At 72.0% G+C, this 24,972-nt stretch carries 24 protein-coding genes, 1 tRNA gene and 1 CRISPR repeat array; of the genes, 12 read left to right on the forward strand and 13 right to left on the reverse strand.

Going from position 1 to position 24,972, the window contains the following annotated elements; genetic code table 11:
• The first annotated feature begins 8 nt into the window (after positions 1–8).
• Positions 9–1,500: a CRISPR direct-repeat array (repeat unit 29 nt; unit sequence GTGCTCCCCACGCACGTGGGGATGGTCCG).
• Between the two features lie 153 nt (positions 1,501–1,653).
• From AC529_RS11455 to AC529_RS11465, 3 genes are read right to left on the reverse strand one after another with little or no spacing between them, the layout of a single operon-like run.
• The gene (locus AC529_RS11455) at positions 1,654–1,938 is read right to left on the reverse strand and encodes a hypothetical protein (protein ID WP_068756432.1); all 285 of its coding nucleotides are present in this window, start codon (positions 1,936–1,938) and stop codon (positions 1,654–1,656) included.
• The gene (locus AC529_RS11460) at positions 1,935–2,177 is read right to left on the reverse strand and encodes a hypothetical protein (RefSeq protein WP_157080191.1); all 243 of its coding nucleotides are present in this window, start codon (positions 2,175–2,177) and stop codon (positions 1,935–1,937) included. The genes AC529_RS11455 and AC529_RS11460 overlap by 4 nt, the downstream gene beginning before the upstream one ends.
• A complete protein-coding gene (locus AC529_RS11465) occupies positions 2,177–2,713 on the reverse strand; it encodes a hypothetical protein (RefSeq protein WP_198156396.1) in 537 nt (178 codons plus the stop codon). Before AC529_RS11465 ends, AC529_RS11460 begins: the two co-directional genes overlap by 1 nt.
• Positions 2,714–2,867: 154 nt before the next feature.
• On the opposite strand from AC529_RS11465, the gene AC529_RS11470 reads away from it, so the two are divergent.
• The 3 genes from AC529_RS11470 to AC529_RS11480 all read left to right on the forward strand — a co-directional run bounded on the left by AC529_RS11470 (position 2,868) and on the right by AC529_RS11480 (position 5,848).
• Positions 2,868–3,767, forward strand: coding sequence for a helix-turn-helix domain-containing protein (locus tag AC529_RS11470; protein WP_332307060.1), 900 nt, complete (start codon positions 2,868–2,870; stop codon positions 3,765–3,767).
• Positions 3,768–3,777: 10 nt separating this feature from the next.
• Positions 3,778–3,987 (forward strand): DUF397 domain-containing protein, encoded by a 210-nt coding sequence (locus AC529_RS11475; RefSeq protein ID WP_068756438.1) that lies wholly within the window; start codon positions 3,778–3,780, stop codon positions 3,985–3,987.
• 664 nt (positions 3,988–4,651) lie between these two features.
• A complete protein-coding gene (locus AC529_RS11480; RefSeq protein WP_068756439.1) occupies positions 4,652–5,848 on the forward strand; it encodes a PP2C family protein-serine/threonine phosphatase in 1,197 nt (398 codons plus the stop codon).
• 30 nt (positions 5,849–5,878) lie between these two features.
• On the opposite strand, the gene AC529_RS20510 is transcribed toward AC529_RS11480, so the two are convergent.
• The 6 genes from AC529_RS20510 to AC529_RS11505 form a co-directional block, all read right to left on the reverse strand.
• Positions 5,879–6,415 (reverse strand): hypothetical protein, encoded by a 537-nt coding sequence (locus tag AC529_RS20510; RefSeq protein WP_068756441.1) that lies wholly within the window; start codon positions 6,413–6,415, stop codon positions 5,879–5,881.
• 205 nt (positions 6,416–6,620) lie between these two features.
• Entirely contained in the window at positions 6,621–7,211 is a 591-nt protein-coding gene (locus tag AC529_RS11490; RefSeq protein WP_068756443.1) for a hypothetical protein, read from the reverse strand.
• A 134-nt stretch (positions 7,212–7,345) separates the two neighbouring features.
• On the reverse strand, positions 7,346–7,786 hold the full coding sequence (locus AC529_RS11495; RefSeq protein WP_068756445.1) for a hypothetical protein: 441 nt from the start codon (positions 7,784–7,786) through the stop codon (positions 7,346–7,348).
• A gap of 4 nt (positions 7,787–7,790) precedes the next feature.
• Positions 7,791–7,925 (reverse strand): hypothetical protein, encoded by a 135-nt coding sequence (locus AC529_RS21175; RefSeq protein ID WP_269745541.1) that lies wholly within the window; start codon positions 7,923–7,925, stop codon positions 7,791–7,793.
• Entirely contained in the window at positions 7,922–8,614 is a 693-nt protein-coding gene (locus AC529_RS11500) for a helix-turn-helix transcriptional regulator (RefSeq protein WP_232306706.1), read from the reverse strand. Before AC529_RS11500 ends, AC529_RS21175 begins: the two co-directional genes overlap by 4 nt.
• A gap of 342 nt (positions 8,615–8,956) precedes the next feature.
• Positions 8,957–10,117, reverse strand: a complete 1,161-nt coding sequence (locus tag AC529_RS11505; protein ID WP_068756448.1) for a hypothetical protein — start codon at positions 10,115–10,117, stop codon at positions 8,957–8,959.
• Positions 10,118–10,995: 878 nt separating this feature from the next.
• Between AC529_RS11505 and AC529_RS11510 the strand changes: the two genes are divergently transcribed.
• From AC529_RS11510 to AC529_RS11530, 5 genes are all read left to right on the forward strand, one after another.
• Complete coding sequence (locus tag AC529_RS11510; protein WP_068756450.1) at positions 10,996–11,178, forward strand: hypothetical protein; 183 nt, start codon at positions 10,996–10,998, stop codon at positions 11,176–11,178.
• Positions 11,179–11,388: 210 nt separating this feature from the next.
• Positions 11,389–11,967 carry a MauE/DoxX family redox-associated membrane protein gene (locus AC529_RS11515; RefSeq protein WP_068756452.1) on the forward strand — a complete coding sequence of 193 codons (579 nt, stop codon included), beginning with the start codon at positions 11,389–11,391 and terminating at the stop codon, positions 11,965–11,967.
• On the forward strand, positions 11,964–12,512 hold the full coding sequence (locus AC529_RS11520; RefSeq protein WP_068756454.1) for a TlpA family protein disulfide reductase: 549 nt from the start codon (positions 11,964–11,966) through the stop codon (positions 12,510–12,512). The genes AC529_RS11515 and AC529_RS11520 overlap by 4 nt, the downstream gene beginning before the upstream one ends.
• A gap of 46 nt (positions 12,513–12,558) precedes the next feature.
• Positions 12,559–14,376 carry an ABC transporter ATP-binding protein gene (locus tag AC529_RS11525; protein ID WP_232306707.1) on the forward strand — a complete coding sequence of 606 codons (1,818 nt, stop codon included), beginning with the start codon at positions 12,559–12,561 and terminating at the stop codon, positions 14,374–14,376.
• Positions 14,373–14,873, forward strand: coding sequence for a S26 family signal peptidase (locus AC529_RS11530; RefSeq protein WP_068756456.1), 501 nt, complete (start codon positions 14,373–14,375; stop codon positions 14,871–14,873). The genes AC529_RS11525 and AC529_RS11530 overlap by 4 nt, the downstream gene beginning before the upstream one ends.
• Here the strand turns inward: AC529_RS11530 and AC529_RS11535 are convergent.
• Both AC529_RS11535 and AC529_RS11540 read right to left on the reverse strand, forming a co-directional pair.
• Positions 14,783–16,753: an AfsR/SARP family transcriptional regulator gene (locus tag AC529_RS11535; protein WP_068756458.1), complete on the reverse strand. Its 1,971-nt coding sequence runs from the start codon at positions 16,751–16,753 to the stop codon at positions 14,783–14,785. The genes AC529_RS11530 and AC529_RS11535 overlap by 91 nt on opposite strands.
• A 319-nt stretch (positions 16,754–17,072) precedes the next feature.
• Positions 17,073–18,347: an endo-1,4-beta-xylanase gene (locus AC529_RS11540; protein WP_083948149.1), complete on the reverse strand. Its 1,275-nt coding sequence runs from the start codon at positions 18,345–18,347 to the stop codon at positions 17,073–17,075.
• Between the two features lie 173 nt (positions 18,348–18,520).
• Between AC529_RS11540 and AC529_RS11545 the strand changes: the two genes are divergently transcribed.
• Both AC529_RS11545 and AC529_RS11550 read left to right on the forward strand, forming a co-directional pair.
• Positions 18,521–19,555, forward strand: coding sequence for a LacI family DNA-binding transcriptional regulator (locus AC529_RS11545; RefSeq protein WP_068756459.1), 1,035 nt, complete (start codon positions 18,521–18,523; stop codon positions 19,553–19,555).
• 425 nt (positions 19,556–19,980) lie between these two features.
• Entirely contained in the window at positions 19,981–21,132 is a 1,152-nt protein-coding gene (locus AC529_RS11550) for a polysaccharide deacetylase family protein (RefSeq protein ID WP_083948151.1), read from the forward strand.
• 109 nt (positions 21,133–21,241) lie between these two features.
• Here AC529_RS11550 and AC529_RS11555 read toward each other — a convergent pair.
• Positions 21,242–21,329 (reverse strand) — tRNA-Leu (locus AC529_RS11555).
• A gap of 195 nt (positions 21,330–21,524) precedes the next feature.
• Between AC529_RS11555 and AC529_RS11560 the strand changes: the two genes are divergently transcribed.
• Together AC529_RS11560 and AC529_RS11565 are read left to right on the forward strand one after the other, a co-directional pair.
• Entirely contained in the window at positions 21,525–22,841 is a 1,317-nt protein-coding gene (locus AC529_RS11560) for a M20/M25/M40 family metallo-hydrolase (RefSeq protein WP_068756461.1), read from the forward strand.
• A gap of 911 nt (positions 22,842–23,752) precedes the next feature.
• Positions 23,753–24,460, forward strand: coding sequence for a hypothetical protein (locus AC529_RS11565; protein WP_068756463.1), 708 nt, complete (start codon positions 23,753–23,755; stop codon positions 24,458–24,460).
• A 162-nt stretch (positions 24,461–24,622) separates the two neighbouring features.
• Here AC529_RS11565 and AC529_RS11570 read toward each other — a convergent pair whose 3' ends face one another.
• Positions 24,623–24,808, reverse strand: coding sequence for a DUF5703 family protein (locus AC529_RS11570; protein WP_068756465.1), 186 nt, complete (start codon positions 24,806–24,808; stop codon positions 24,623–24,625).
• Between the last annotated feature and the right edge of the window lie 164 nt (positions 24,809–24,972).

The raw sequence follows: 24,972 nt of genomic DNA on the forward strand, positions 1-24,972 counted from the left end.
CCCTGGTCGTGCTCCCCACGCACGTGGGGATGGTCCGCAGGACGGCGTCACCATCCTCGGCGACACCAGTGCTCCCCACGCACGTGGGGATGGTCCGTCGCGTAGTAGGCCGCCACGCGCGCCCTGGTCGTGCTCCCCACGCACGTGGGGATGGTCCGCAGGACGGCGTCACCATCCTCGGCGACACCAGTGCTCCCCACGCACGTGGGGATGGTCCGGGGCGGATGAGGGTCCGCCCTTTCGCGGACGAGTGCTCCCCACGCACGTGGGGATGGTCCGCCCTTGACCCCGACCCGGGTGATGCTCGCCCTGTGCTCCCCACGCACGTGGGGATGGTCCGCGGTTCCCCGTTCCCCGTTCCCCGCTCCTGTTGTGCTCCCCACGCACGTGGGGATGGTCCGATCGGTGACGCCTGCCGGGTTGTGTGGAACACGTGCTCCCCACGCACGTGGGGATGGTCCTCCGCCCTTTCCCCGCCCGGTTGGGCGGATGAGGTGCTCCCCACGCACGTGGGGATGGTCCGCTCGCCGCGCGCGTCCCCCGCCGTTAGAACCAGTGCTCCCCACGCACGTGGGGATGGTCCCTTGACGCGGGCCGCACCGCCGCGCAGGGTGCGGTGCTCCCCACGCACGTGGGGATGGTCCGACCAGGCAGGTACTGGGACCGGACTGGCGCGCGTGCTCCCCACGCACGTGGGGATGGTCCGGCGCGCCCGAGCGGCGCGCCTCCTTCGTGGTTGTGCTCCCCACGCACGTGGGGATGGTCCGGGGCTTGTAAACGTAGCAGCTACATTGCATTCGTGCTCCCCACGCACGTGGGGATGGTCCGCTCGTGGACTGGGCGACCGGCGCGCCGGAGGAGTGCTCCCCACGCACGTGGGGATGGTCCGGGCCTGCGCCCGGTGTGGAACCGGGTCGCCGCGTGCTCCCCACGCACGTGGGGATGGTCCGAAGTAAGAGGCTCAAGCTTGGCGGAAACCTGTGTGCTCCCCACGCACGTGGGGATGGTCCGGTCGCGGATAAGGTTCCCGGGCTGTCCGAGCTGTGCTCCCCACGCACGTGGGGATGGTCCGGACGGATCCTGACGAGAGAGCCCCGGCGTGAGCGTGCTCCCCACGCACGTGGGGATGGTCCGAGTGTTGATCGGTCCCACGACCCGGTCACGCAGTGCTCCCCACGCACGTGGGGATGGTCCGACGCCGTACAACCCGCTGTACGACCGGATGCAGTGCTCCCCACGCACGTGGGGATGGTCCGAAGCTCAAGACCTGCTGCATCTCCGCGAGGTCGTGCTCCCCACGCACGTGGGGATGGTCCGGGGCGGTCCCACGCGCTGGTCCCGGACCGGCCGTGCTCCCCACGCACGTGGGGATGGTCCGGCCGCGCGCCGCAAGATCCGGGCGTGGCAGGCGTGCTCCCCACGCACGTGGGGATGGTCCGTCGGAGACGGAGACCGCCGAACAGCTCGAGTTGTGCTCCCCAGGCACGTGGGGATGGTCCCTACTGGCGCACCGCACCGGGCTGAAACCCAACGTGCTCTCCGCGCACGCGGGGAGGTCCCGGCTCCACGAACCAGCCGTAGCCGCCCTTCTGGTGCTCTCCGCGTACGCGGGGTGTGGCTGTGGTCTGTTCTCGCCTGTGCGGTTGTCTGTGTTCAGGTGTGGGTGGGGTGGGTGATGGTGTTGCCGGAGAGTTTGAGCATGGGCGGCAGGCCAGGGGAGTCGGTGTAGCCGGTCACGGTGTGCAGGTTGTCCCCGAACCGCACCCGGGCGCCCACCGGGTAGGCCTTGCGCAGGGCGTCTTCCTCGCGGGTGCGGGCGATGGCGGCCAGGGTCTGGGCCAGGGCGCGGATCTGGGCGGGGGACAGTTCGGTCTTTCCTCGCCAGGCCCGGTTTTCGCTGATGCGGTAGATGCGCGCCTGTTCGGACCGGCCGCTCACGGGGCCTCCTCCCCGGCATCGCCCTTGGGGTTGTCGTTGGTGTTGTCGTTGTGGCCGAGTAGTCCGGGGGCGGCGTAGATCCAGCGGTCTTCGGTCTGCTGCTGGTAGAGGCCGGGGGCTCCGCAGTGGGTGAGGAGCAGGAAGCGCTCATCGCCGTGGTGCTGGGCGAGGGTATCCAGGTGGGTGCGGCCGTCGGCCAGCAGCGCGACCTGGTCGGCAGTGAGGGTGTAGTCGGCCATCACCACCCGCCCCCGTTCCACCGGGCCTGAGGACGGCCGGTGTGCTGCCCCGCCGCACGGCCGCCCTCCAGAAGGTCTCCTCGCGGGTGCGGCTGCGGTGCCGCGGGGCGGGCTGCGGTGTCGTGGTCGGCGTGACGGCTGCTGTTTCGGCTGTTCCCGTAACCGTGGCCGTGGGGGAGGAAGTGCTGGCCGTAGTAGCCGCGCACGGGGTGGGGGTGTTCGTAGGTGGCCAGGATGTGGTCGAGCAGGTCCACGTCGTCCACCGCCACCGTGCTTCCGGTGACCCGGTTGCGCGCCACATACGGGCAAGGCACCCCGTGGGTGTAGGTGACCTCCCACAGGGCCGAGTGGCGACGGGCGCAGGCGGCGAACCCGGTGTAGCTCGGGATGCGCGGGGGCAGGGTCCGCGCCTGCCGAGGCGGCGGTGCGGCGTGCCGCGGCCGGTGCACCACGGGCCGCCTGCGGAGTGCGGGGGAGTCGGGCACGGGGCGGAAGGCCGCCAGCAGTAATAGGCGGAACAGAACCAGAAGGCGCATGCTGCTCCTCCTCCACTAGCGCCCCCTTGAGCAGGGGACGGCTTGATCAGGCAGTCTCATGGTCACGTACTGCCATCAAAAATGCAAGACTAATTTTTTAACTAGTTATCCAATTCTTGAAGAAGAACCTAAGCATCGATTGGTAATGCGCCAAATGAAGGAAAAACCGGACACCCTCGTAAGATCGCCTCAGCCCGACACGGGAGGTGATGACCCGGTGGCAGTGTCGCCCACGCTCAGCAAGCGCCGCCTGTCCAAACGCCTCCGAGAGCTCCGCGAGGCCAAAAGGATGACTGCCGACGCGGTGGTAGAACGAGCCCACGCTTTGGGAGGCACCCGCTGGTCAGCCTCCAAAATCACCCGACTGGAACGGGACGAGTGGCTGCGTCCGCGCGTGGAAGACGTAGAACTTCTACTTGACGTCTACGACGTCACTGACCTCGCCGAGCGTGCCGAACTCGTGCGCCTGGCCCGCGAGGCACGGCAGCGAGGCTGGTGGGCAGCCTACGACGACGTACTCGGCAGGGGAGCACTCACCGGGCTGGAACCAGGCGCGTCCCGGATTCGCACAGTGGAGCTGACCGTCATCCCCGGACTGCTCCAGACCCCCGACTACGCCCGCGCGGTCATCCAGGCCGGTGGAATCCACGACGACGCAGAAGTGAACCGCCGAGTGGAGGCCCGGATGCTGCGCCAGCGCATCCTGGCCGGGCCGGACACGCCCCAGTTGTGGGCGATCATCGACGTGGCCGCGCTCCGCAAAGCCGACACCGCCCAGTTACGGCATCTGATCGACGTGCAACGCCGAGACCTGCGCGTACGCGTGCTGCCCGACGAAGTCGGACCGCACGCCGCCGTCAGCGGAGGCTTCACCCTGCTGGACTTCGACGGAGACTCCACGGTCGTCTACACGGAGAACCCCGTGACACAAGCACTCACGGACGATCCCGACCGGGTACGCGAATGGGAACTGGTGTACCAGTATGTCAGCGCGTCCGCATTGTCCGTCGAGGAGTCACGGACGCTGATCCAGGACCTGATCGACCGCCAGTGAAAGGGCCGCCATGCCCCTCAAGTCTGACTCTCGGCCACTGCGCTTCCGAAAGTCCTCGTACTCCGGGGCGAGGACGGAAAACTGTGTCGAGGTCGCCGACATCCCCGGGAAGCCCGCTGCTGCGGTGCGTGACTCCCAGAACCCCCACCTGGGCCACCTGGTCATCCCCGGCCGGGAATGGGCCGCGTTCCTGGACGCGGTACGCACCAACGCCCTGTAAGCCACAGGATCACAAGCGAGGCCCCCGGGATTGAGCCGGGGCCTCGCCCATACACCCGCTATCCACCTCTCGGACCATCCCCGCGTGCGCGGGGAGCACCCTTGGCGACCTGGGACTTTACCAGCGGCCCGGGCGGTTTTCCTTCACTCGGGAAAACCTGTGGAAGCACTTCCAGCCGTCGGGAAACGCCCTCGCAGTCCCGCGCTCCCGGCTTGACCGCTCGTGTCCTGCCCGCTGCCCGAGATACCTGCTGGACCGCGGAACCGACCGGAAGCCCTCCTGCCGCCGGACTCCACGGACGACCACCCGCACGGCCTTGACGATCATGGCCCCAGGGACAGGACAAACGCTTGCTCTGCCCCCAGGGTCATGGAAGACGGCGACGCGGTGCCGCAACCTCACGGCCCGGCCAGGGCTGGTGGAGGCACTTCACCGTCCCTCTGCTCCTGCCGCGCCTCGCGGCCGAAGCAGGCGGGGCTGTCGGGGCAGCCCCCGCCCGTGCGGCCGTCTCAGGCCGCTGTCGCGGGCGGCCCGTCTCTTCCCGACCGTTTCGTCGGAACGGGCGGCGCTCCCGGCAAGATCGTCGTCCGGCTCCGTTTCCCCAGGTGTGTGGCGGTTACCGGGTCACGCATGGAGGGCACACCGGGGGAAGGGGGAGGGCGTGATGCGGAGCTCCGGTGCTGACGAAGCCGTGGACCTGGAACCGGCCGTCCCTCCGGTGGAGCGGCGGTCCCGTTCCTTCGCCGCCTTCGTGTTCTGGGCGGCCTGGCTGGTCTCGCTTCTGCTCGCCGGTGCCTTCCTCGTGGGTCCGCTGCCGCGCCTGGTCCCGTTCCTCGTCTTCCTGCCCGCGATCGTGGCGGGTGTGGGGACGGTCAGACAGACCGTGGCCATCTCGGTGTGGGTGCTGCTCGTGGCGGGCACGGCCTTCACCTACCACGGCGGGATCGCCGGGTTCGACTTCTACTCGCTCGTGGTCACCGCGGGGTTCGGCGCGCTCAGCATCGCCGCCTGCTGGTACCGGAACCGCCACCAGCAGGAGGCGTACCGGCTGCACTTCCGCGAGGAGGAGGTGCGCCGCCTGCGGTCGACCGCCGCCGAACTGCAACGGCTCATCCTCCGCTCCCTGCCCGCGCGGATCGACGGCCTGGTCGTGGACGGCCGCTACCGGCCGGTCGAGGGGGACCGGATGGTCGGCGGCGACATCTACGAGGTGGTGCGCTCCCCGCACGGGCTGCGGGTGCTGGTCGCCGACGTCCAGGGCAAGGGCCTGCCCGCCGTCGGCGCCGCGTTCTCCGTCCTCGGGGCCTTCCGCAGCGTCGCCTACCGCAAGGCGGACCTGCTGGAACTGGTGGACGCCATGGACGACGCGGTCATCCAGTACAACTCCTACGCCCGGGAGGTCGAGGAGCCGGAGCGGTTCGTCACCGCGGTCATCCTCCACATCGACCGGAACTACCGGGTGCACGTCGTCAACTGCGGGCACGTGCGGCCCCGCCTGGTGGGGCCCGGCCACAGCGGGCCGGTCACCAGGGCCGACCCGGGCGCGCCGCTGGGCCTCGCCTCCCTCGTCCCCGAGCCCCGCACCGTCGAGGAGTTCGACCTGCCCCCGGACACGGCCCTGCTGCTGTGCACCGACGGCGTCACCGAGGCGCGCAACCGCGACGGGGAGTTCTACCCGCTGTCCCAGCGGCTGCGCGCCTGGCAGGACGTCCCGCCGGAGCGGATCATCGAGACGCTCGCCGCCGATCTCAGCGACTTCACCGGAGGGGACTACCGCGACGACGTCACCGCGCTGACCCTGTACCGGGCCCGGGAGACGGGGGCGTCCGCCGCGGCGGAGCCGGAGCGGGCCGTCGGCTGAGCCTGTCGGCCCGCTCCGTCCCGTGCCGGGTCAGCGGGGCGCGGGCGTCTCCTGCGGCGTCGTGTCCGCCGGCTCCTCCGCCCTCTCGGGGTAGGCGCAGGTCAGGTCGATCTCCTCGGTGGGTCCCACCTTGGAGGTGGCGGTGGTGCAGGACCGGCCGTGGGCGTCGGTGAACACCACCAGTTGGATCCGGTCGTCGTCGGAGTCCGGGTCGGGGTCGGGGGGCGACTCGCGCACCGACGGTCCGGGGCGGCGCTCCGGCGGCGGGTAGTCGCAGTCGATGCTGCTCTCGTCGACCGCCCCGCTGCCCACGGTGGTGGCGACGAGGGTGCAGGCGCGGCCGTGCGCGTCGGTGAGGGTGATCAGCTCGGTCCAGCCCCACCTCCTGTCCGGTTCGGGGTCGGGGAACGCCTGTCGCTCCTCGCGGACGGGTGTCTTCCCCTCCGGGGGGAACTCGCAGTCGATGCTGCTCTCGGTCTCGTCGCCGCTGGCGATGTACTCGGATCCGTAGGCGGCGATGACCACCAGCGCCGTGCAGGCCGCGCCGTGGGCGTTGGTGAAGCTCACCAGGTCGACGGTCTCCGCCGAATTGACGCAGGAGGTCGCGGTGAGGAGAACTGCGGAAACGGAAAGAACCGAGATTCCTCGGGCGCCTGCTCGCATTTTCTGCTCCCGGGTCGTGGTTGTCTTTTCGACGTTTCCGGTCAGGGGTGAGTTCCGGTGTTCTCCTGCGGATTCCGGGGATTTCCGGAGCCGGAACCGCGGTGGCGGGTCAGTCCAGGTAGACCTCGATTCCGTAGATGAGGAGGGCGAGCAGGAGCACCGCGAGGAGGCCGGAGGCGGCCTGGGCGGCCACCCGCAGCAGCACGCGGTCGCGGCCGAGGGGCCTGCGCTCCGGTTCGGGGGCCTCCTCCCGGGTTTCTGCGGCCCGCGTGCCGTGCCCGGTCATGATCCTCTCGGAGAAGGCGCGCAGCCCGTCCAGGGCGGCCCGCCCCTCGGCGCTGGCCAGCCAGCCGAGCGCGTCGAAGTCGCGGTCTGCGCTGGCCAGTTGCTGTCTGCGGGCCTCCAGTTGGATCTCCAGGGCGCGGATGTCCTCCTGGAGGTCCGCCTTCTCCCGGCGCAGCCGTGCCGCCTCGCGCCGGGAGTCCGCCAGGGCGTCGTTGGCGTCCTCCAGGCGGCGCTGCAGGAGGCGGTCCTCCCGGGTGCTGAGCATCTCGACGCCGAGGTGGAGGGCGAAGACCAGCGCGCCGCAGGCGATCATCAGGCTGCGCTGGTACCAGGCGGACCCGCCGAGGGTGCCGACGAAATCACCGGAAAGGCCGAGGACCGCGACCGTGGCCAGCAGGGCCGTGCGAATTCCCACGCGGAATCGGACGAGGAAACGGATGGCTCACTCCTGCTTTTCCGCCGAGTTGCACTCGTCCGATTCTGGCATCGAATTCATCCGGGGCCAAGGGCGTTTTTCGGAATTCCGGGTGAAGGGTTCCGGAGGCCGGGTCAGGCCGCCGGGAGGGCGGCGGCGAGCGCGATCACGCCCACCGAGGCCACCAGGCTGGTGACCGCCATGATCCGGGAGAACACCGGGTAGCCGCGGGAGCTGGCCGCGCTGTGCAGCGCGGCGGCCAGCATCACCACGGCGAACATCGCCAGCTTGGCCGCCAGGATCTGGCCGTAGCCGGGGACCAGCAGCGACTCCCAGGTGACGCCGTGCCGCCAGGCCAGGGCGACGCCGGTGCCGATCTGCACCGGCAGGAAGAGGGCGACCGTCAGTATGCCGAAGCGGCGGCCGATCGCGGTCAGCAGCGACCCGCGCCGCTCGTCGTCGAGGCTGCGCCGGGCCAGCGGCAGCACCACCAGCGACACGGTGAGCTGGCCGCCCACCCACAGCGCCGCACCCAGTACGTGCAGGAAACGCACCACAGTCCAGATCGTCAGCACCGGTTCACTCCGTGATCTCGAGGAATCCGCGGGCGCCGTTCTCGGCGTGCCGCATGCCGTGGTCGGGGAAGGGGGAGTCCGCTGCGGGACCGTCGCCGCGAAGCCGCCCTGCGCGGCCGCGGGAGCGGGTGAGGCTCACTTCCCCTCCCCGGCGGTGCGCAGTTCGGCGACGCAGCGGTCGGGCTCGGCGAACGGCCGCAGCCGCACCGCCTCCACCGGTGCCCCCAGTTCGGCGAGCGCGCCGCGCATCATGCCCAGGTGGACGCCGCAGACGATCTCGGGGGCGGACTCGGCGAGCTCCCGGAACGGGCAGCGGTGCAGGTCGAGGCCGTCGCGGCTGCGTCGGGGCCGGAAGCCGGCCCGGTCCAGCAGCGCCGTCACCGCGCGGATCGCCGTTGCGGCGTCCACCCGCTCGCCGGACTCCACCTCGCGGATCGCCCGGCGGCCGTGGCTCCGGCCCGCGGCGATCGCGGCGGCGGCGTGGTCGGTGTCCAGTTCGGCGAGGTAGGAGACCAGGGTCTCCGCCAGGAGCCGGTAGTTGCGCAGGTCGCCGTCGTCTGCCCTGGTCGCGGAGTAGAGCAGGCTGGGGCGGCCGGGGCGTTCCCGTCTCTCGGCGGTGCTGGCGACGTAGCCGCGTTCGGCGAGCAGCGCCAGGTGGCCCCGCACGGTGTTGGGGTGCAGGCCGACCCGTGCGGCGATGTCCTGGACGGTGAGCGGGGCGGAGGCGCAGCAGAGGGTCTCCAGCACGGCCACGCGGCTGGGGTCCGCGAACACCCGGTGCACGCCGGGGTCGATGCAGCCGTGCGCGGTCCTGTCGTTGTTCTCCACGCCCCCAGTTTAAATACGGTGATCGCCGTAGAAATTCGGGGTGGCTGTCGGGACCGTCGGGTCCCCCGGCGCACGGCATCCGCCGAGGTCGACGGTCATGGTTCCGCAACCGCTCCGGGCGGGCCAGGGACCTGGGTCCTCAGTGCGGGGGCCGCTCGGCCTTGCCGCGGCGGGGAGCTCCTGCGTGGCGGCAAGGCCGGACTCCGCGCTTCGCCCGCACCGGCGGGTTCCACGGGCACGCCGCCGCTCCCGCGGGAGGGCCGCCGTGGCGCGGGCCCCTTCCGGAAAAGCCCCGCGGCCCCGGACGGAACGGGCCGGGGCCGCGGGCGGGGAGCCGGAAGGTCAGTTCCGGGCGGGGAAGATGCCGAGGATCTCCGTCGAGGTGGCTGCCTCCGCGAGTCGGCCCTTGGGGGTGAAGGTGGAGAACAGCTCCTGGGGCTCGCCGCGGCGGGCACCGAACGGCAGGGCGTGGTAGGCGCCGCCGGACTGCACGACGTAGCGGTTGCCGTCGGTGTCCACCCACAGGCGCTGGATGTTGTCGCTGAAGGCGTCGGTGATCACCTCGTCGTCGGACGGGGTGCCGTCGGGGGCCAGATTGAAGATCCACAGGGTGGAGCGGTTGGTGCTGGGCACCCCCCAGTTCTTCTTGGGGAGCAGACCGACGAAGCGCCCCGACGGGTCGGGGAGGAAGTCCTTGGAGGCGACCCGCGTGCCGTCGGTCAGGAAGTGGAAGTCCTGGCCGCCTCCGCCGACGGGCTCGGTCAGCACCTGGAGTTCGTTGTCGGGCGTGACGGCGTAGGCGGCCTCGGGGACGTAGACGTTCTCGGTGCCCTTGGTCAGGGTGAGGCCCTCGTACTGGTGGAGGGGCCACACCTCGCGGGGGACGAGGCCCCGCTCCTCGGGCGGGGCGCCCAGGGGGTCGTCGGTGGGGACCGCGAGCACCCGGGACTCCTCCTCGCCGGGCTCGAGGTACTCCTCGAACCACAGTTCACTGCCGTCCGGGGAGAACTGCGGTGCCCGGTAGGAGATCGTCACCTCCTCGCCCAGGAGGTAGCTGAGGTCCTCCGCCGCCTCTTCCTCCGGGGCCAGGGTCGCCGTCACCTGGTAGGCGTGGGTGTTCGGGACGAGTTCGCCCAACCGGATCTCCCCCTGCGAGGTCTCGTAGGCCGCGTGCCGGAAGTCGGCGGAGAAGGCGAACTTGGAGGGGTCCAGGAAGAAGACGTAGCTCTCGGAGCGGGCCGTCAGCTCGGTGAGGTCGACGAGGAGCTTCTGGGTGCCGTCGTCCACGTTGTGGAAGGTGAGGAAGACGGCCTTCTCCGTGGAGTTCTCGGCGAGCCGCACGAAGCCGGACAGCGCCCGTTCGGCGGGCCTCTCCTCGGGGGTGGGGGAGACCACGGGGGCCGCCCAGTCGCCGCCGACGCCGCCGCAGGCCGTCAGCGGCAGCAGGAGGGCGAGGAGGGCGGCGGAGACCGGAGCCGATGAGGGCCGTCTGGTGAGCTTCACGTTGCGTCCTTCGGATCGTCCTGGGACAGGGGTCGTCCGTGGAAGACGGGGCCGAGAACGGTGCGGGACGCAGGGTTCTCGCCCCCGGCAGGCCGGAGACCGAGAATTCGGCGGGATGGCTCGCGTTTTTCGTCCGAAGAATAGCGACGTTGTCCTAGGGGCAAAGAGTTTGTCGGATTTCCGGACCGACCGGAGTGCCGGGGCGAGGGGGTGTGCGGCACCTTTCCGGACGGGTCCGAACCCGTGTGAACTGGTGAACCGATGGGCTCGGGCGGTCCGGGGAGCCCCGGAAGATCGAGGGACATTTCATCTGATTTCGGTCTGACCGAAACTGAGAAACCCTCCGCGTGACCACGGTGGGCGCACGGCGGACACGCTCGGTGACGGACCGAATCTCCTTCGGGTGGGGCGGGGGTGGGCGAACGCGTCTGCCGCGTATCACGAATCCGTGCAGAATGATGCGGAATCCGAGACGAAAACCCTTTTGGGCTACTGATTCGGTTGCGTTGTGAGATTTCGTAATCGGTAACCGTTTTGAATTCGCCGAAAAAATCCCGGGGCCCGTGATCCGTGCCGGGGCGTCGGAATCCCCGGCACGGCGGCTCCCGCGGCACCCCGGGTCCCAGCAGCGCGGACGCCGCACGCCCGCGGCCCCGGCGCTGCGGCCTCTCCCGTGGTGTATCGCCCGTGTATTCCGGTTATCGGGTCGCCACCTAGGGTGACGGCAGGCCGATACGGAAAGGGCGGGCGCCCGAAGACCTCCCCCCTCCCGGGCGCCCGGACCAGGCCAGCCCACCGCGGGCACGGAACGGGGTCGGGCGTACCTTCCCCACACCCCGGCACCGCGCTTCCGTGCCCGCAGACGAGAGGAGACCAACATGTTCGAGCGTTTCGGTGAGCTGGGCGACCGGCTGCTGTCGCTGGTCGTGCCCAAGGCCAAGGCGTCGGCCGTCATCTGCTGGTACGAGTACGCCTCGATCAGCAGCCCGTGCATCCGCCGGTACTGCTGCACCGGCAGCGGCGTCCCCGACGGCTACTGCACCCCCTACCGCCCCTGCTGATCCCCTGACCGGCTGCGGCGGGGCCTGCGCGGCTCCGCCGCAGCCGGCCCCACCGCAGAACAGAGGACCCAGCCGTCCTCCCCGTCACCTCCCCAGACCCACGAAAGGTTCCCCATGCTCCAGCGCTGCGGTGCGCCGGACGACCGACCGCCGACCCAGCCCGGAGTACGGGCGACCGCCCGCCGCTGACCGGACCGGGAGCCCTCGACGATGGTGTACGCCCTCATCGCCTGCCGCGTCCTGCTCGCCGTCGTGTTCGCCGTCTCCGCGTTCGGCAAACTGCGCAGCAGACGGGCCTTCGAGGAGTTCACCTCCGCCGCGCGGCAGCTCGCCCCCGGGTGGCTGATCAGGCCGCTCCAGGGCTCCGGCGCCACCACCGGCGCCCACCGGCTCGCCGCCGTGGTCGTCGGCTGCGAGGTCGCGATACCGCCGCTGCTGCTCGCGCCCCGGACCGCCGCCGTCGGGTTCGCGCTCGCCGCGGCCCTGCTCGCCGCCTTCACCGCCGCCATCGTCGCGGTGCTGCGCCGCGGCGACCGCGTCGCCTGCCACTGCTTCGGCGCCACCGACCAGGCGCTGCGTCCCGCGCACGTCGTCCGCAACCTGCTGCTGCTGACCGCGGCAGCCACCGGACTCGTGCTGGCCCTGGCCGCCCCCTCCGCCCAGCCCGCCCTGGTCGGCGCGGTGGCGGCCGTCGGCACGGCCGGGATCCTCGCGCTGCCCGTCCTGCTCTTCGACGACCTGCTCGACCTGTTCACACCCACGATCCCGAGGAGGCCGACCGCCCCGTGAACGCCCTGCTGACCGTCGCCGTCATCCTGGTCGGCGCGCTGTGCGTCCTGAACCTCACCCTCACCGTGGGGGTGATCCGCCGCCTGCGGGAGCACACCGAACTCATCCAGAACGCGGTCCGGATCGGCCCGCCCGAGCAGATCATGCTCCCCGCGGGGGAGACGGTGGGGCCGTTCTCCGCCGTGACCGAGGAGGGAGTCGAGGTCAGCCGCGACACCCTGGCCGACGAGACGCTCGTGGGGGTCTTCTCCCCGACCTGCTCGGCCTGCGCCGAACAGCTCCCGCTCTTCGTGGACCGGGCCCGCTCCTTCCCCGGGGGCCGGGACAACGTGCTGGCCGTGGTCGTGGGCAGCCGGGAGGAGGCCGCCGAACAGCTCGCCCGGCTCGCCCCGGTCGCCCGGGTGGCGGTCGAGGACCACGGCGGCCCCGTCGCCCAGGCCCTCGGAGTCAAGGGCTTCCCCGCGTTCGCCCGCCTGGCCGCCGACGGCAAGGTGCTCGCCAGCGGGTACCAGACGAGCGACCTGGGCGTGCCCGTTGCGGGCTGATCCGACCGCCGCGGTCACCGGAGGAGTCAGAACCACTCTGAGGGGGGTGGCCGCGGCCCTCGTCCTCGCCTGGCGCGCGGGCTGGTACCTGCTGCTCGGCCTCGCGGCGACCACCCTGCTCCAGGCGGTCGCCCCGGTGACGGCCACCTGGCTGACCAAGCTGGTGCTCGACGAGATCGCAGCCCCCGGCTCCGACACGGGCGGACTGCTCCTGCTCGGCGGCGGCCTCGCCCTGGCCGGGGCCGCCACCCTCCTGCTCCCGGCCGCGGCCCAGTACCTCAACTCCGAGATCCAGCGCCGGGTCGGCCTGCTCTCCCAGGACGAGCTGTTCGCTGCCGTCGAGCGCTTCGTCGGCCTCGCCCGGTTCGAGAACCCCGCCTTCCTCGACCGGCTGCGCCTGGCCCAGCAGTCCGGCGGCCAGACCCCCGCCATGGTGGTGGCCGGGGTCTTCACCCTGGGCAGCGGCACCGTGACCGTCCTCGGCTACCTCGGCTCCCTCGTGGTGGTCAGCCCGTGGATGGCCCTGGCCGTGCTGCTGTCCGCGGTGCCCGTGCTCATCGCCGAGCTCCGGCTCTCCCGCAGGCGCGCCGCCCTGATGTGGCGGATCGGCCCGGTGGAGCGCCGCGAGATCTTCTTCCGCGAGCTGCTCGCCGACGTCCGCGCGGCCAAGGAGCTGCGGCTGTTCGGCATCTCCGCCTACCTGCGGGAGCGGATGACCCGGGAGCGGCGCACCGCCAACGCCGAACACCGCCGGATGGACCGGCGGCAACTGGCCGTGCAGAGCGGCCTGGGGCTGTTCTCCGCCGCGGTGGCGGGGGCCGGACTGGTGTGGGTGGTGCTCGCCGCCGCCGAGGGGCGACTGACGGTCGGCGACATCTCGCTGTTCGTGGGGGCGGTCACCGGGGTGCAGAGCGCCCTGGTGCAGCTCGTCCGCGAGGTCAGCCTGGCCCACCAGCAGCTTCTCATGTTCGACCACTACCTCCAGGTCGTCGGCAGCGAGCCGGACCTGCCGGTGGCGGCCCGGCCGCGGCCGGTGCCCCCGCTGCGCCGCGGCATCGAGTTCCGCGACGTGTGGTTCCGCTACTCGCCGGAGCACCCGTGGACGCTGCGCGGGGTCGACCTGGTCATCCCGCACGGCCGGTCGGTGGCCCTGGTCGGCCGCAACGGCGCGGGCAAGAGCACGCTGGTGAAGCTGCTGTGCCGGATGTACGACCCGGAGCGCGGGGCCGTCCTGTGGGACGGCGTGGACCTGCGCGAGATGGACCCCGCGGAGCTGCGCCGCCGGATCGGCGCGGTGTTCCAGGACTACATGGAGTACGACCTGACCGCCAGGGAGAACATCGGCCTGGGCGACGTGGCGCGGCTGCGCGCCGGCGACGACGCGGCCGTCCGCGCCGCCGCCGAACGGGCCGGGGCGCACGCGATCGTGGCCGGGCTGCCCCGCGGCTACGACACCCTGCTGACCCGGATGTTCTTCGACGGCGACCAGGACGCGGAGAGCGGGGTGCCGCTCTCCGGCGGGCAGTGGCAGCGTGTCGCGCTGGCCCGCGCCTACCTGCGCGGCGAGCGCGACCTGCTGATCCTGGACGAGCCCAGCTCGGGGCTGGACGCCGAGGCCGAGTACGAGATCCACACCGGCCTGCGCGAGCACCGCAGGGGGCGCACCAGCCTGCTCATCTCCCACCGGCTGGGCGCGGTGCGCGACGCCGACCGGATCGTGGTGCTGGAGGAGGGCCGGGTGGTGGAGAGCGGCGACCACGCGGAGCTGATGGCCGCCGACGGCGTCTACGCCCGCCTGTTCGGCATGCAGGCGCGCGGCTACCAGGAGGCCGCGGCACTGCCGGGCCTGGGAGAGGCTCCGTGACCGCAGCCGCCGTCACGGCCGCGGTGGTCCTGGCGGCTGCGGCGGCCGTGACAGGGCTGCGGCGGACCCTGGTCGTGGTGGAGGTCTTCGGGCAGAGCATGGCGCCGACGCTCCGCCAGGGCGACCGCGTCCTGGTGCGCAGGCGTGGCCTGGAGCGGCTGCGCTGCGGCGACGTGGTCGTGTTCGCGCCGCCGTACCTGCCGGGCAGGTGGGACCACCCGGGGGAGGGGCGGCGGACGTCCGAGCGGCGGTGGGTGATCAAGCGGGTCGCCGCACTGCCGGGCGACCCGGTGCCCGCGTCGTGTGCCGCCGCGCCCGGGGTGCGTCCGGACGCCCCCGTGCCGCCCGGCAGCCTGCTGGTGCTCGGGGACAACCCCGCACACAGCACCGACTCCCGGGCGTGGGGCTACATCCCGGCCGACCGGATCCTCGGGGTGGTGCTGCGCAGGCTCGGCTCCCGTCCCCCGGCCGTCGACCCGAGCGGGACGAAGGTGTGATCCGGGCCGCCGCGCTCCCTGAGGGGGCGCACGCGCCGCAGCAGGCACAGCCTGGTCTCCAGGCTCTCGGACGCCTCGGCCTGTTCCGCCGCGTAGACGCGGAGCAGGCCGGAGAGCCGGTAGCGGTCGGCGCCGATCGGGTCGATCAGCCGGATGTCGGCCAGGCGGCCCAGCGCGGCGGTCGCGGCGGTGGCGTCGCAGTCCAGCAGCACCGACGCCGTCTCCGCGCGGAACTCCCCGGCCCGGACCAGGCCGAGCCTGCGGAACAGTGCTGCGGCCCGCCGGTCGGTGGGGTTGTCGCTGTCGCGCAGGGGCAGGTAGTCGGCCTCGATGCTGGAGCGCACCGAGCGGTCCCCGCAGCGCAGGGTGTCCAGCCGGTGCCGCTCGTCGCACAGCAGCCGGGCGAAGGCGGTCAGCGACCACTCGCGGCGGGTGAACAGCCGGGTGCCCGCGATCCACAGCGGTAGCGGCTGGTAGTCGCACAGCCGCGCGATCCACTCCGCGGCCTGCGGCTCGGCGCGGACCCGTTCGGGGCCGCAGCAGGAGGCCAGCAGCTCCACCGCCTCGTCCGGCGGCAGCGGGCCGAGGGCCACGTGCCGCACGCCGTCCAGCGCGCTGCCCCGCACCCGGCTGGTGATCAGCACCGCGACCTCCGGCCAGGGCGGGAGCAACGGCCGGATCTGCGCCTCGTCCACGGCGTTGTCCAGCACGACCAGCAGGCGGCGGCCTTCGGTGAGCTCCCGGAACCGGTAGGCGCGCTCCTCGGCGTCGGCGGAGATCTCGTCGGTGGCCATGCCGAGTCCGCGCAGCAGACGGCCCAGGGCGTCGGCGGGGCTGCGCGGGCTGCCGCCGGTGCCGCCGCCGAGGTCGATGTAGAGCTGCCCGTCCGGGTAGTGCTCGGCGAGCGCGGCGGCGGCCTTGAGGGCCAGGGCCGACTTGCCGCTGCCGCCGGGGCCGTGGACGGCGACGACGCGGGGGCGTGTGCCGGGGACGGCGCAGGGGCGCAGCGCCTCTTCCAGAAGGTGCAGTTCGGCGACCCTGCCGACGAACCTGGCGGGTTCGGCCGGGAGCATCCGGGGGGCGGTGCGGCCTGCCGGGAGCCGGGCGCTCTGCGGCCAGGACTCCAGCAGGCGGGGGTCCCGGTTCAGGATGTCGCGCTGCAACCGGACCAGTTCGGCGCCGGGTTCGATGCCGAGGTGCTCGCGCAGGGCGCGGCGGGCGGCCTGGTAGGTCTCCAGGGCCGCGGCCGGGGAGCCGGCGCGGTACAGCGCCAGCATCAGCAGGCCCCACATGCTCTCCCGTACGGGGCTCTCGGCCACCAGGCGGCGCAGGTCGCCGATGAGGTCGGCGTCGCAGCCGAGCATGAGGCGGGCGCGCATGAGGTCCTCGACGGCGCTGTAGCGCTGCTCGTCGAGGGCTTCCAGGCGGGGGGCGAGTTCCGGGGTGCGGGGGATCTCTTCGGCGGCGGAGCCCCGCCACAGCGCCAGGCCCGCGGTCAGCGCGGCCTCGGCCGTCGCGGCGTCGCCGTTGCGGAGGGCCTCGCGGCCGCGCCGCTGCTGCTCGGTGAAGGCGTGGGTGTCGAGTTCCTCGGGGGCGACGCGGATCAGGTAGCCGGGGCGGCGGGCGACGATGCGTTCCGGGCCGGGGAAGCAGTGCAGGCGCTTGCGGAGCCGGTTCACATAGGTGCGCAGGTTGGCCGTTGCGGAGGGGGGCGGAGTGTCGTCCCACAGGGCGGAGGCCAGGCGGTCGAGGGGAACCACCCGGTTGGGCTGGAGGAGGAGGGCGGTCAGCAGGGTGCGTTGTTTGAGGGGGCCGATGCAGATCTCGGCCCCGTCGTGGAGAACCTGTGTCGGACCGAGGAGACCGAATTCCAGTCCCATGGACCTTTCCGGGAAGTCGTTCTTCGTCGTGGGAACGGGTACTGCGGTGGGCGTCTCGGGTCAGGGAGGCCGGTTCCTGGGAATAACGGGTCCTCCTTCTTTGGGAGCGCTCCCAAGGAAAGTGGGGAAGCTATCGAGTAGCAAATATCACACTTTTTATGGAAATCGTCCAGAGGAGTAATGCGGGCGCACGGGGGCCGATAGTCCCCAACCGGTCATTTCGCTCGCGTCACCGGAGAAAAATACAGAAAAGTGGAGCCCGGAACACCCTGTCCGGGCTCCACGAGGAGAGGTGCGGAGGGCTCCTCCGCAGATCGGATCAGTGTCGGCCAGGTCCGTGGCCCGGTCCGTGGCCGGGACCGTGACCCGGACCCTGGCCGGGCCCCTGGCCGGGACCGTGACCCGGACCGTGGCCAGGTCCGTGGCCAGGTCCGTGGCCCGGACCGTGGCCGGGACCCGTGTCGCCCCGCGCCTCCTTCAGGGTGGCTTGCAGGGCGTAGAAGGCGGGCTTGGGGACGAAGTCCTCGGTCATGATCGTCGCCGAGCCCTCACCGGAGAAGAACACCGGAACCCAGGAGTACTTGTCGGTGAAGCCCCAGACCGTGAAGGAGTCGCAGCCCTCCACGGCCAGGCACGCCTCCAGCGCCTGCTGGTAGTAGTCGGCCTGCTGCTCCAACTGCTCGTCGGTCGGGATGCCGCTCTCCGGGAGGTCCATGCGGACGTCCAGTTCGGTGATGGCCGTGGCCAGACCGAGCTCGTCGAAGCGCCGCAGGTTCTCCTCCAGGTCGCCGGGGAAGCCGTACCGGGTGCTCAGGTGCCCCTGCGTGGAGAACCCGTGCACCGGGACGCCCTGGTCGAGCAGGTCCTGGATGAGCTGGTAGTAGGCGTTGCTCTTGGGGTTGATGCCCTCCACGTTGTAGTCGTTGAAGAACAGCTCCGCCTCGGGGTCGGCCTCGTGCGCCCAGCGGAAGGCGTCGGCGATGATCTCCGGGCCGAGCTCGCGCAGCCAGATGTTCTCCTGGGTGCGCAGGTTGCCCTGCTCGTCGAAGATCTCGTTGGCCACGTCCCACTGCTGGATCCGCCCGGCGTAGCGGCCGACGACGGTCGTGATGTGGTCGTGCAGGATCTCGCGCAGCTCCTCCGCGGAGTAGTCGCCCTCCTCCAGCCAGGCCGGGTTCTGGCTGTGCCACAGCAGCGTGTGCCCCCGCACGACCTGGCCGTTGCGCTCGGCGAAGTCGACGATGGCGTCGGCGTCCGCGAAGTTGTAGCGGTCCGGCTCGGGGTGGATGAACTCCCACTTCATCTGGTTCTCGGGGGAGACCGAGCTGAACTGCTCCCCGAGGATCTTCCGGTACTTGTGGTCCGAGGAGAACGGGTCGGGGTAGTCCTGCTCCAGGTGGTGGCCGCCGCCTGCGACGGCGCTGCCGACGAAGAACCCCTCAGGGGCGGCCCAGCGCAGCTTGTCGGCCTTGGGGCCGGCGTGGGGCGGCGGGGCGTGGTCGTGCCCGGGCTTCGCGACAGCGGGGGCAGCCGCCATCGGGAGGGACAGGGCCGCCGCGGCAAGTGCGGCGGTGACAAGACGGACGGGTTTCATCCAGGGGCTCCCAGTGGCAGTCGATCGTTGTTCTTCCGAAAAATTCCGGAACATGTGACGAAGGACACTAGGTGCCAACCGGGCAGGTCGTCAATACCCGGCCCGCCGAACAGGGGGCATCCTCACCTTCCGTGCTCGTACCCTTGGGGAGACACCGTGGAGAAGGAGGATGCGTGGCCCAGACGCCGAGCCGATCCGTGACCATCTCCGCCATCGCGGCGGAAGCAGGCGTGTCCGCCCCGACGGTCTCGCGTGTCCTCAACGGGCGGGGCGACGTGGCTCCGGAGACCCGGGAACGCATCGAGAACCTGCTGCGCGCCAGGGGCTACCGCCGCCGCGGCAGCCGGGCCGCAGGCGAGCGGGTGGGCCTGATCGACCTGGTCTTCAACGACCTGGACAGCCCGTGGGCGGTCGAGATCATCCGCGGTGTCGAGGACGCCGCCCACGACATGGGCAGCAGCGTCGCGGTGTCGGCCGTCCACCGCAGGGCGAGTTCGACCCGGCAGTGGCTGGCCAACGTCCGCTCCCGCGCCAGCGACGGCGCCGTCCTGGTCACCACCGGCCTCGGCTCCGACCTGCGCAGCGAGCTGGAGGAGCTGCACATCCCCGTCGTCGTCATCGACCCGGTCGGCCTGCCCGACCTGGCCGTGCCCACGGTCGGCTGCACCAACTGGGCCGGCGGGCTCAGCGCGACCAGCCACCTGATCGACCTCGGGCACCGGCGCATCGGCTTCGTGACCGGACGTCCCGAGCTGTGGTGCAGCCGCGCCCGCCTGGACGGCTACCGGGCCGGGCTGGAGACCGCCGGGCTCGACCTCGACCCCGACCTGGTCGTCCCCGGCAACTTCGACTACGAGTCCGGCTTCCGCGCGGGCGAGCAGTTGTTCGGCCTGGCCGAGCCGCCGACCGCGGTGTTCGCGGCCAGCGACCAGATGGCCCTCGGCGTCTACGAGGCCCTGCGCCAGCGCGGCCTGCGGATTCCCGACGACGTCAGCGTGGTCGGCTTCGACGACCTGCCGCAGGCGCGCTGGTCCTCCCCGCCGCTGACGACGGTGCGCCAGCCGCTGGACGACATGGGCAGGCTCGCGGTGCGCACCCTGCGCCGCCTCAGGGACAACGAGGAGATCGAGAGCCCCCGGGTGGAGCTGGCCACCGAGCTCATCGTGCGGGACAGCACCGCTCCGCCCCCCGCCGCAGCCGGAGACTGACGTCACTCTGCGTGATCTTTCGGGATCGCAGTAGGCAGGGGCCCCTTCGGGGCCCCTGGTGTTTTTTCGAAAATTTTCGGCCCCGTGCTGCGGCCGCGGCGGGGCACGGGTGCGCCGGGGCGCGGCGCCCTCCGCCGGGCCGCCCGCTGTGCCGCCGCTCGACGGCCCGGCGGCCGGAGCCGCCTGGGCGGGCGGGCTGGGAGGGGCAAAGGACCAGCTCGGCGCGCGGACACCTGCTGACGTGAGCGGCTGGCGCCGCGGACAGAGTTGGGCGACACGCGGTAACTAGACATGTCCGACGCGTGACGAAGTGTGCGACACTTACATTAAGTGAACGATGATTGACAAGGGGGCATGATGCTTTTTAGGTTTCCCTTGTGTTCCGGAACTTTCCGGAACTTTCATGGCGTTCAGAAGGAGACCCCGTGGCTGCTTTCCCCCGAGGCTCTCGACTACGGAGCCGCCTCCTCGCCGTCCTGTGCGCGGCAGGACTCGCGTTCGGCGCCGCTGCCCCGGCGCAGGCCGCCACCGCCGACATCGTCACCAGGACCCCGCAGGGCGGCCAGACCGTGGCCCTGACCTTCGACGACGGCCCCAACCCGCAGGACACCCCGGCCCTGCTCCAGGTGCTGCGCCAGCACCAGGTCAAGGCGGTGTTCTGCCTGTGGGGCGAGCACGTGCGCCAGTACCCCGACCTCGTCCGGCAGATCGTGCAGCAGGGCCACACCCTGTGCAACCACTCCATGCGCCACAGCGACATGGGGAACTGGTCGGCCAACCAGATCCGCGCTGACCTCCAGGAGACCAACGCCGCGATCCGCCAGGCGGTTCCGGGCGCCCAGATCCCCTACTTCCGGGCACCCTACGGCTCCTGGGGCCAGAGCCCCCAGGTCGCGGCCGAGCTGGGCATGCAGCCGCTGGGCTGGGCCATGGACATCGGCGACTGGGAGCCGCCCGGCACCTTCGAACTCGTCCAGCGCCTCAACCAGAGGCGCACGCCCGGCGCGGTGATCCTGATGCACGACGGCGGCGGCGACCGCAGCCAGACCGTCCAGGCCGTCAACCAGATCATCCCGCAGTGGAAGGCCCAGGGCTGGACCTTCACCCTGCCCGACGGCTCCAGCGGCTCCGACCCGGGCAACAACCCGGGTGACCCCGGAAACAACCCCGGCGACCCGGGCAACAACCCGGGCGACCCCGGAAACAACCCCGGCGACCCGGGCAACAACCCCGGTGACCCCGGAAACAACCCGGGCGGTCCGAGCGGTCCCTGCGACGTGGACTACACCGTGGTCAACGACTGGGGCAACGGCTTCCAGGGCGCCATCTACATCAGGAACACCGGCTCCTCGCCGATCAACAACTGGACCCTCCAGTTCAGCCTGCCCAACGTCACCATCAGCAACGGCTGGAACGGCGACTGGACCCAGAGCGGCTCCCAGATCACCGTCAAGGCGCCGTCCTGGAACCCGACCATCCAGCCCGGCCAGAGAGCCGAGCTCGGCTTCGTCGCCAACAAGAGCGGCAACGCCTCCGCTCCCAACCAGTTCACCCTCAACGGCAACGTCTGCTCCTGACCGGTGAACTGACCACCGTCTGAGACGGCTCAGGGGCCGCCGCTCCGACCGGTGCGGCGGCCCCGTCGTCGCCGGGCATGAAAAAAGGCCCTGCGGACAGGGCCTTCAGTGGTGTCCGAGGGGGGACTTGAACCCCCATGCCCTTAACGGGCACTAGCACCTCAAGCTAGCGCGTCTACCTATTCCGCCACCCGGACAGGGTGCTCTCGGCGGCTTGCCGCCGGACAAGGACAACCATAGCAAAACTCTGGCGTGACCCGTACGCCAATTACTCGGACCCGTCGTCCACCCGCTGGTTCCACGCCCGGCACGCGGCAGAAGGAGCCGCGGGCGTCCGGAGACGGGACCATGGTGGGGAAGACCCGACAACGGAGAGGAACGGGGTGTGACTCATGGCGGACCAGAGGGGGACGAGCACGGCCGAGGCCGAAGTGGTGGACCTGTGCCGGGAGCTCATCGCGATCGACACGTCCAACTACGGGGACCATTCGGGCCCGGGGGAGCGGGCGGCCGCCGAGTACGTCGCCGCCAAGCTCGACGAGGTCGGCCTGGAGGCCACGATCTACGAGTCGCACCCGGGGCGCAGCAGCCTGGTGGCGCGGATCGAGGGCACCGACCCGTCCCGGCCGCCGCTGCTGATCCAGGGGCACCTCGACGTCGTCCCCGCCGACGCCGCCGACTGGACCCACCACCCGTTCTCCGGCGAGGTCGCCGACGGGTGCGTGTGGGGCCGCGGTGCGGTCGACATGAAGGACATGGACGCGATGGTGCTGGCGGTGGTGCGGCAGCGGCTGCGGGAGGGGCGCAGGCCCCCGCGCGACGTCGTGCTGGCGTTCCTCGCCGACGAGGAGGCCGGGGGCGCCTACGGCGCGCACTGGCTGGTCGACCGGCACCCCGAGCTGTTCGCCGACTGCACCGAGGCGATCAGCGAGGTCGGCGGGTTCAGCGTCACGGTCGGGGACCGGCGGCTGTACCTCGTCGAGACCGCGGAGAAGGGCCTGGCGTGGATGCGGCTCACCGCGCGCGGCACCGCGGGCCACGGGTCGATGGTCAACGACGACAACGCGGTCACCGAGCTGGCCGAGGCCGTCGCCCGGCTCGGCCGGCACCAGTTCCCGATCCGCCTCACCCCGGCGGCGCGCGGCTTCCTGAAGGAGGTCTGCGAGGTGCTCGGCGTGAAGTTCCAGGAGGACGACGTGGAGGCCACCGTGGCCCAGTTGGGCCCGGTCGCCAGGATGGTCGGCGCGACCCTGCGCAACTCGGTCAACCCCACGGTCCTGGCGGGCGGCTACAAGGCCAACGTCATCCCCGGCGAGGCCACCGCGCAGGTGGACGGCCGCTTCCTGCCCGGGCTGGAGGAGGAGTTCTTCGCCGAGGTCGACCGGCTGCTGGGGCCGAAGGTCAGCCGCGAGTTCATCAGCTACCTGCCCGCCGTGGAGACCGAGTTCGCCGGCGGGATCGTCACCGCGATGTCCGAGGCGCTGCGGGCCGAGGACCCGCAGGCGCGGGCCGTGCCGTACTGCATGTCCGGGGGCACCGACGCCAAGGCGTTCGTCAGACTGGGCATCCGCAACTTCGGGTTCGTGCCGCTGCGGCTGCCCGCCGACCTGGACTTCGTGGGCATGTTCCACGGTGTGGACGAGCGCGTGCCCGTGGACGCGCTGCGCTTCGGCGTGCGCGTCCTGGACCGCTTCCTCGACCTGGCCTGAGCGCCCGCCCGGGACCGCGGCCCGCGCGGTCCCGGGGGCGAACGGGACGGACACGCCTGACTGCACGGCGAGACCACTCCCTTACTCAGTGCTACTTTTACTTTGCGTTCGGAGAGGGTTTCTCTCCGTGTCAGCGGTGGGATCGGTCCTGCCCAGCCATCGTCACTGAGGGGTTGTCCATGGTGCGTTCGGGTCGCGGACGGCGGGAGGCTCCCGGCCGCGTGCCCTGGCGCTCCGTCCCGCACACTCTCGCTCGTGTCCCGGCCCGCGGCGGCCGCACCGCCGCCGGACGTCCGGGAACCGGAGTCGGCGAGGCGACCGCCGACGACGCCTTCCCCAGCGAGCTGGAGACAGTGGCCGCGGCGCCCGGGGAGGGTGCCGAGACCACCGCGCCCACCGCCGCTCCCCTCCGGGGCGGCGGTGCTTCCGCTTCCCCGGTCGGTGCTCCGCTGCCGGCGGAGAGGGCCGCACCCGTCGGGGAGAGCGGCGGCCCGCACCCAGAGGACGGAGCGCCGACCGGAGCCGGGGCGGTCGGCGACAGGCGCGCCGCCCCCGGCTCCTCTCCCCGCGGGACCTCGGTTCCGGCGCCGCCCGGGTGCGCCGGCTCCCGCCCCTCCGTCTCCCCGTCCCCGCGGGCGTCGCACCACGATCCCGACGACCCCGTCCGGACGGGTCCCCAGTCTCCCCCGGCCCGACCGACAGCGGCCGACTGCCCGACCCGGCGGATCGAGCCGCCGGAACCGGCGGCGCGGGCGGGCGGCGTGGCCGGCGCTCCGCCGTCCACGCCCGACTAGTCGGCACAGGGCCGCGTCCGGCCGTCTCCGGCCGCGCGGCACGCGGGAGTACGGCGCCCGTCCAGGAGCCGCTCCCGCCGTGTCCGTCAGACCAACCACTGCTCAGGGAGTACCACCATGCACGCACCCGTGCGGAACACGACCTTCGCCGCTCTCGTCACCGCGGGCCTCTTCGCGGTCAGCCCCGCGGCGCACGCCGACACGGCCGCCGACGGCCGCGGCCCGGCGGCGGACGACAGGGAGTGGGGGCCCGTGGTCGACGTTCCGATCCGGGTCTGCGGCGACTCCCTCGCGCTCCTGCGGCAACTGGCGGACTGCTCCGACAGCCCCGCAGCGGAGGGCGCCGACGAGGTGCTGCTCCTTCCTCCCGGCGATCGGGTGGAGGAACCCGACCGGTGTCAGGCCGGGGAGGACTGTCTCCTCGGGGGCGTCGCGGAGGCCGCGGGGGAGGGGCCCGCCGAACAGCCCGACACGGCGGAGGAGGCCGCGGCGGAGCCGGACCAGGACGCGCAGGCCGAGCAGCCGGCCCCGGCCGCCGGGGCGCCGTGGCCGGTGCGCGCCGAGAGCGTGCTCCCGAAGAAGGAGGACGCCCCTCCGGCGCTCCCCGAGACCGCCCCCGTGCCGACCCTCCGCGGGCTGCCGCGGATTCCGGAGCAGTCCGCGCCCCTCGACCTGCCCGGGGCGTCCACCTACGCGCTCACGGCCACCGGGACGAAGGACGCCCCGCTGCTCAGCGCCGGGGTCGCCACGGTGCTGCTGGGCGGCGTGGCGATCTACGTCGGCTACGGCCTGGGCCGCAGCGACCGCCCGAACCTGTTCCGGTGACGGGGTGAGCCGACCGCGGGCTCCGGCGACTGCCGGGCGGCAGACCGCACCCGTGCGCGGCCCCGTCCTCCGGCCGAGGGGGCGCCCTGGTCCGGGGGACGGGGCCGCGGCGGCGGGGACCGCGCCGAGGCGCGACACCCGCACCAGATTTTGTGTCCTAAATCACATCAGTCGGGGTTGTCGGATGATCCGGCGTCGTAGGGTGACACGGCGGCTGCCGTCCATGTAGACACGCACCCGGGCAAGCTCCCACCTGCCGTACTCGGCGTGCTCGGTCAGAGCCTGACGGGCCGCGCTGCGCGAGGTGCCGCGTGGGAAGCGGAGTTCTTGGTATTCGTACTCGAGCATTGCGTTTATTCTGCGACTGCCGACGGGGTTACGCCAGAGCGTTGACCCGCACGGACCGAGGACAGTACTCCCCGTACAAGGGAGTGCCCCGGACCGCACCGCACCATGCGGGCGCGGCTGTGCGAGAGGGCACCGGGCGGCGTCGGTTACCGTCGAAGTTCGGG

The sequence above is a fragment of the Thermobifida cellulosilytica TB100 genome, assembly GCF_001517975.1.
GTDB lineage: Bacteria > Actinomycetota > Actinomycetes > Streptosporangiales > Streptosporangiaceae > Thermobifida > Thermobifida cellulosilytica.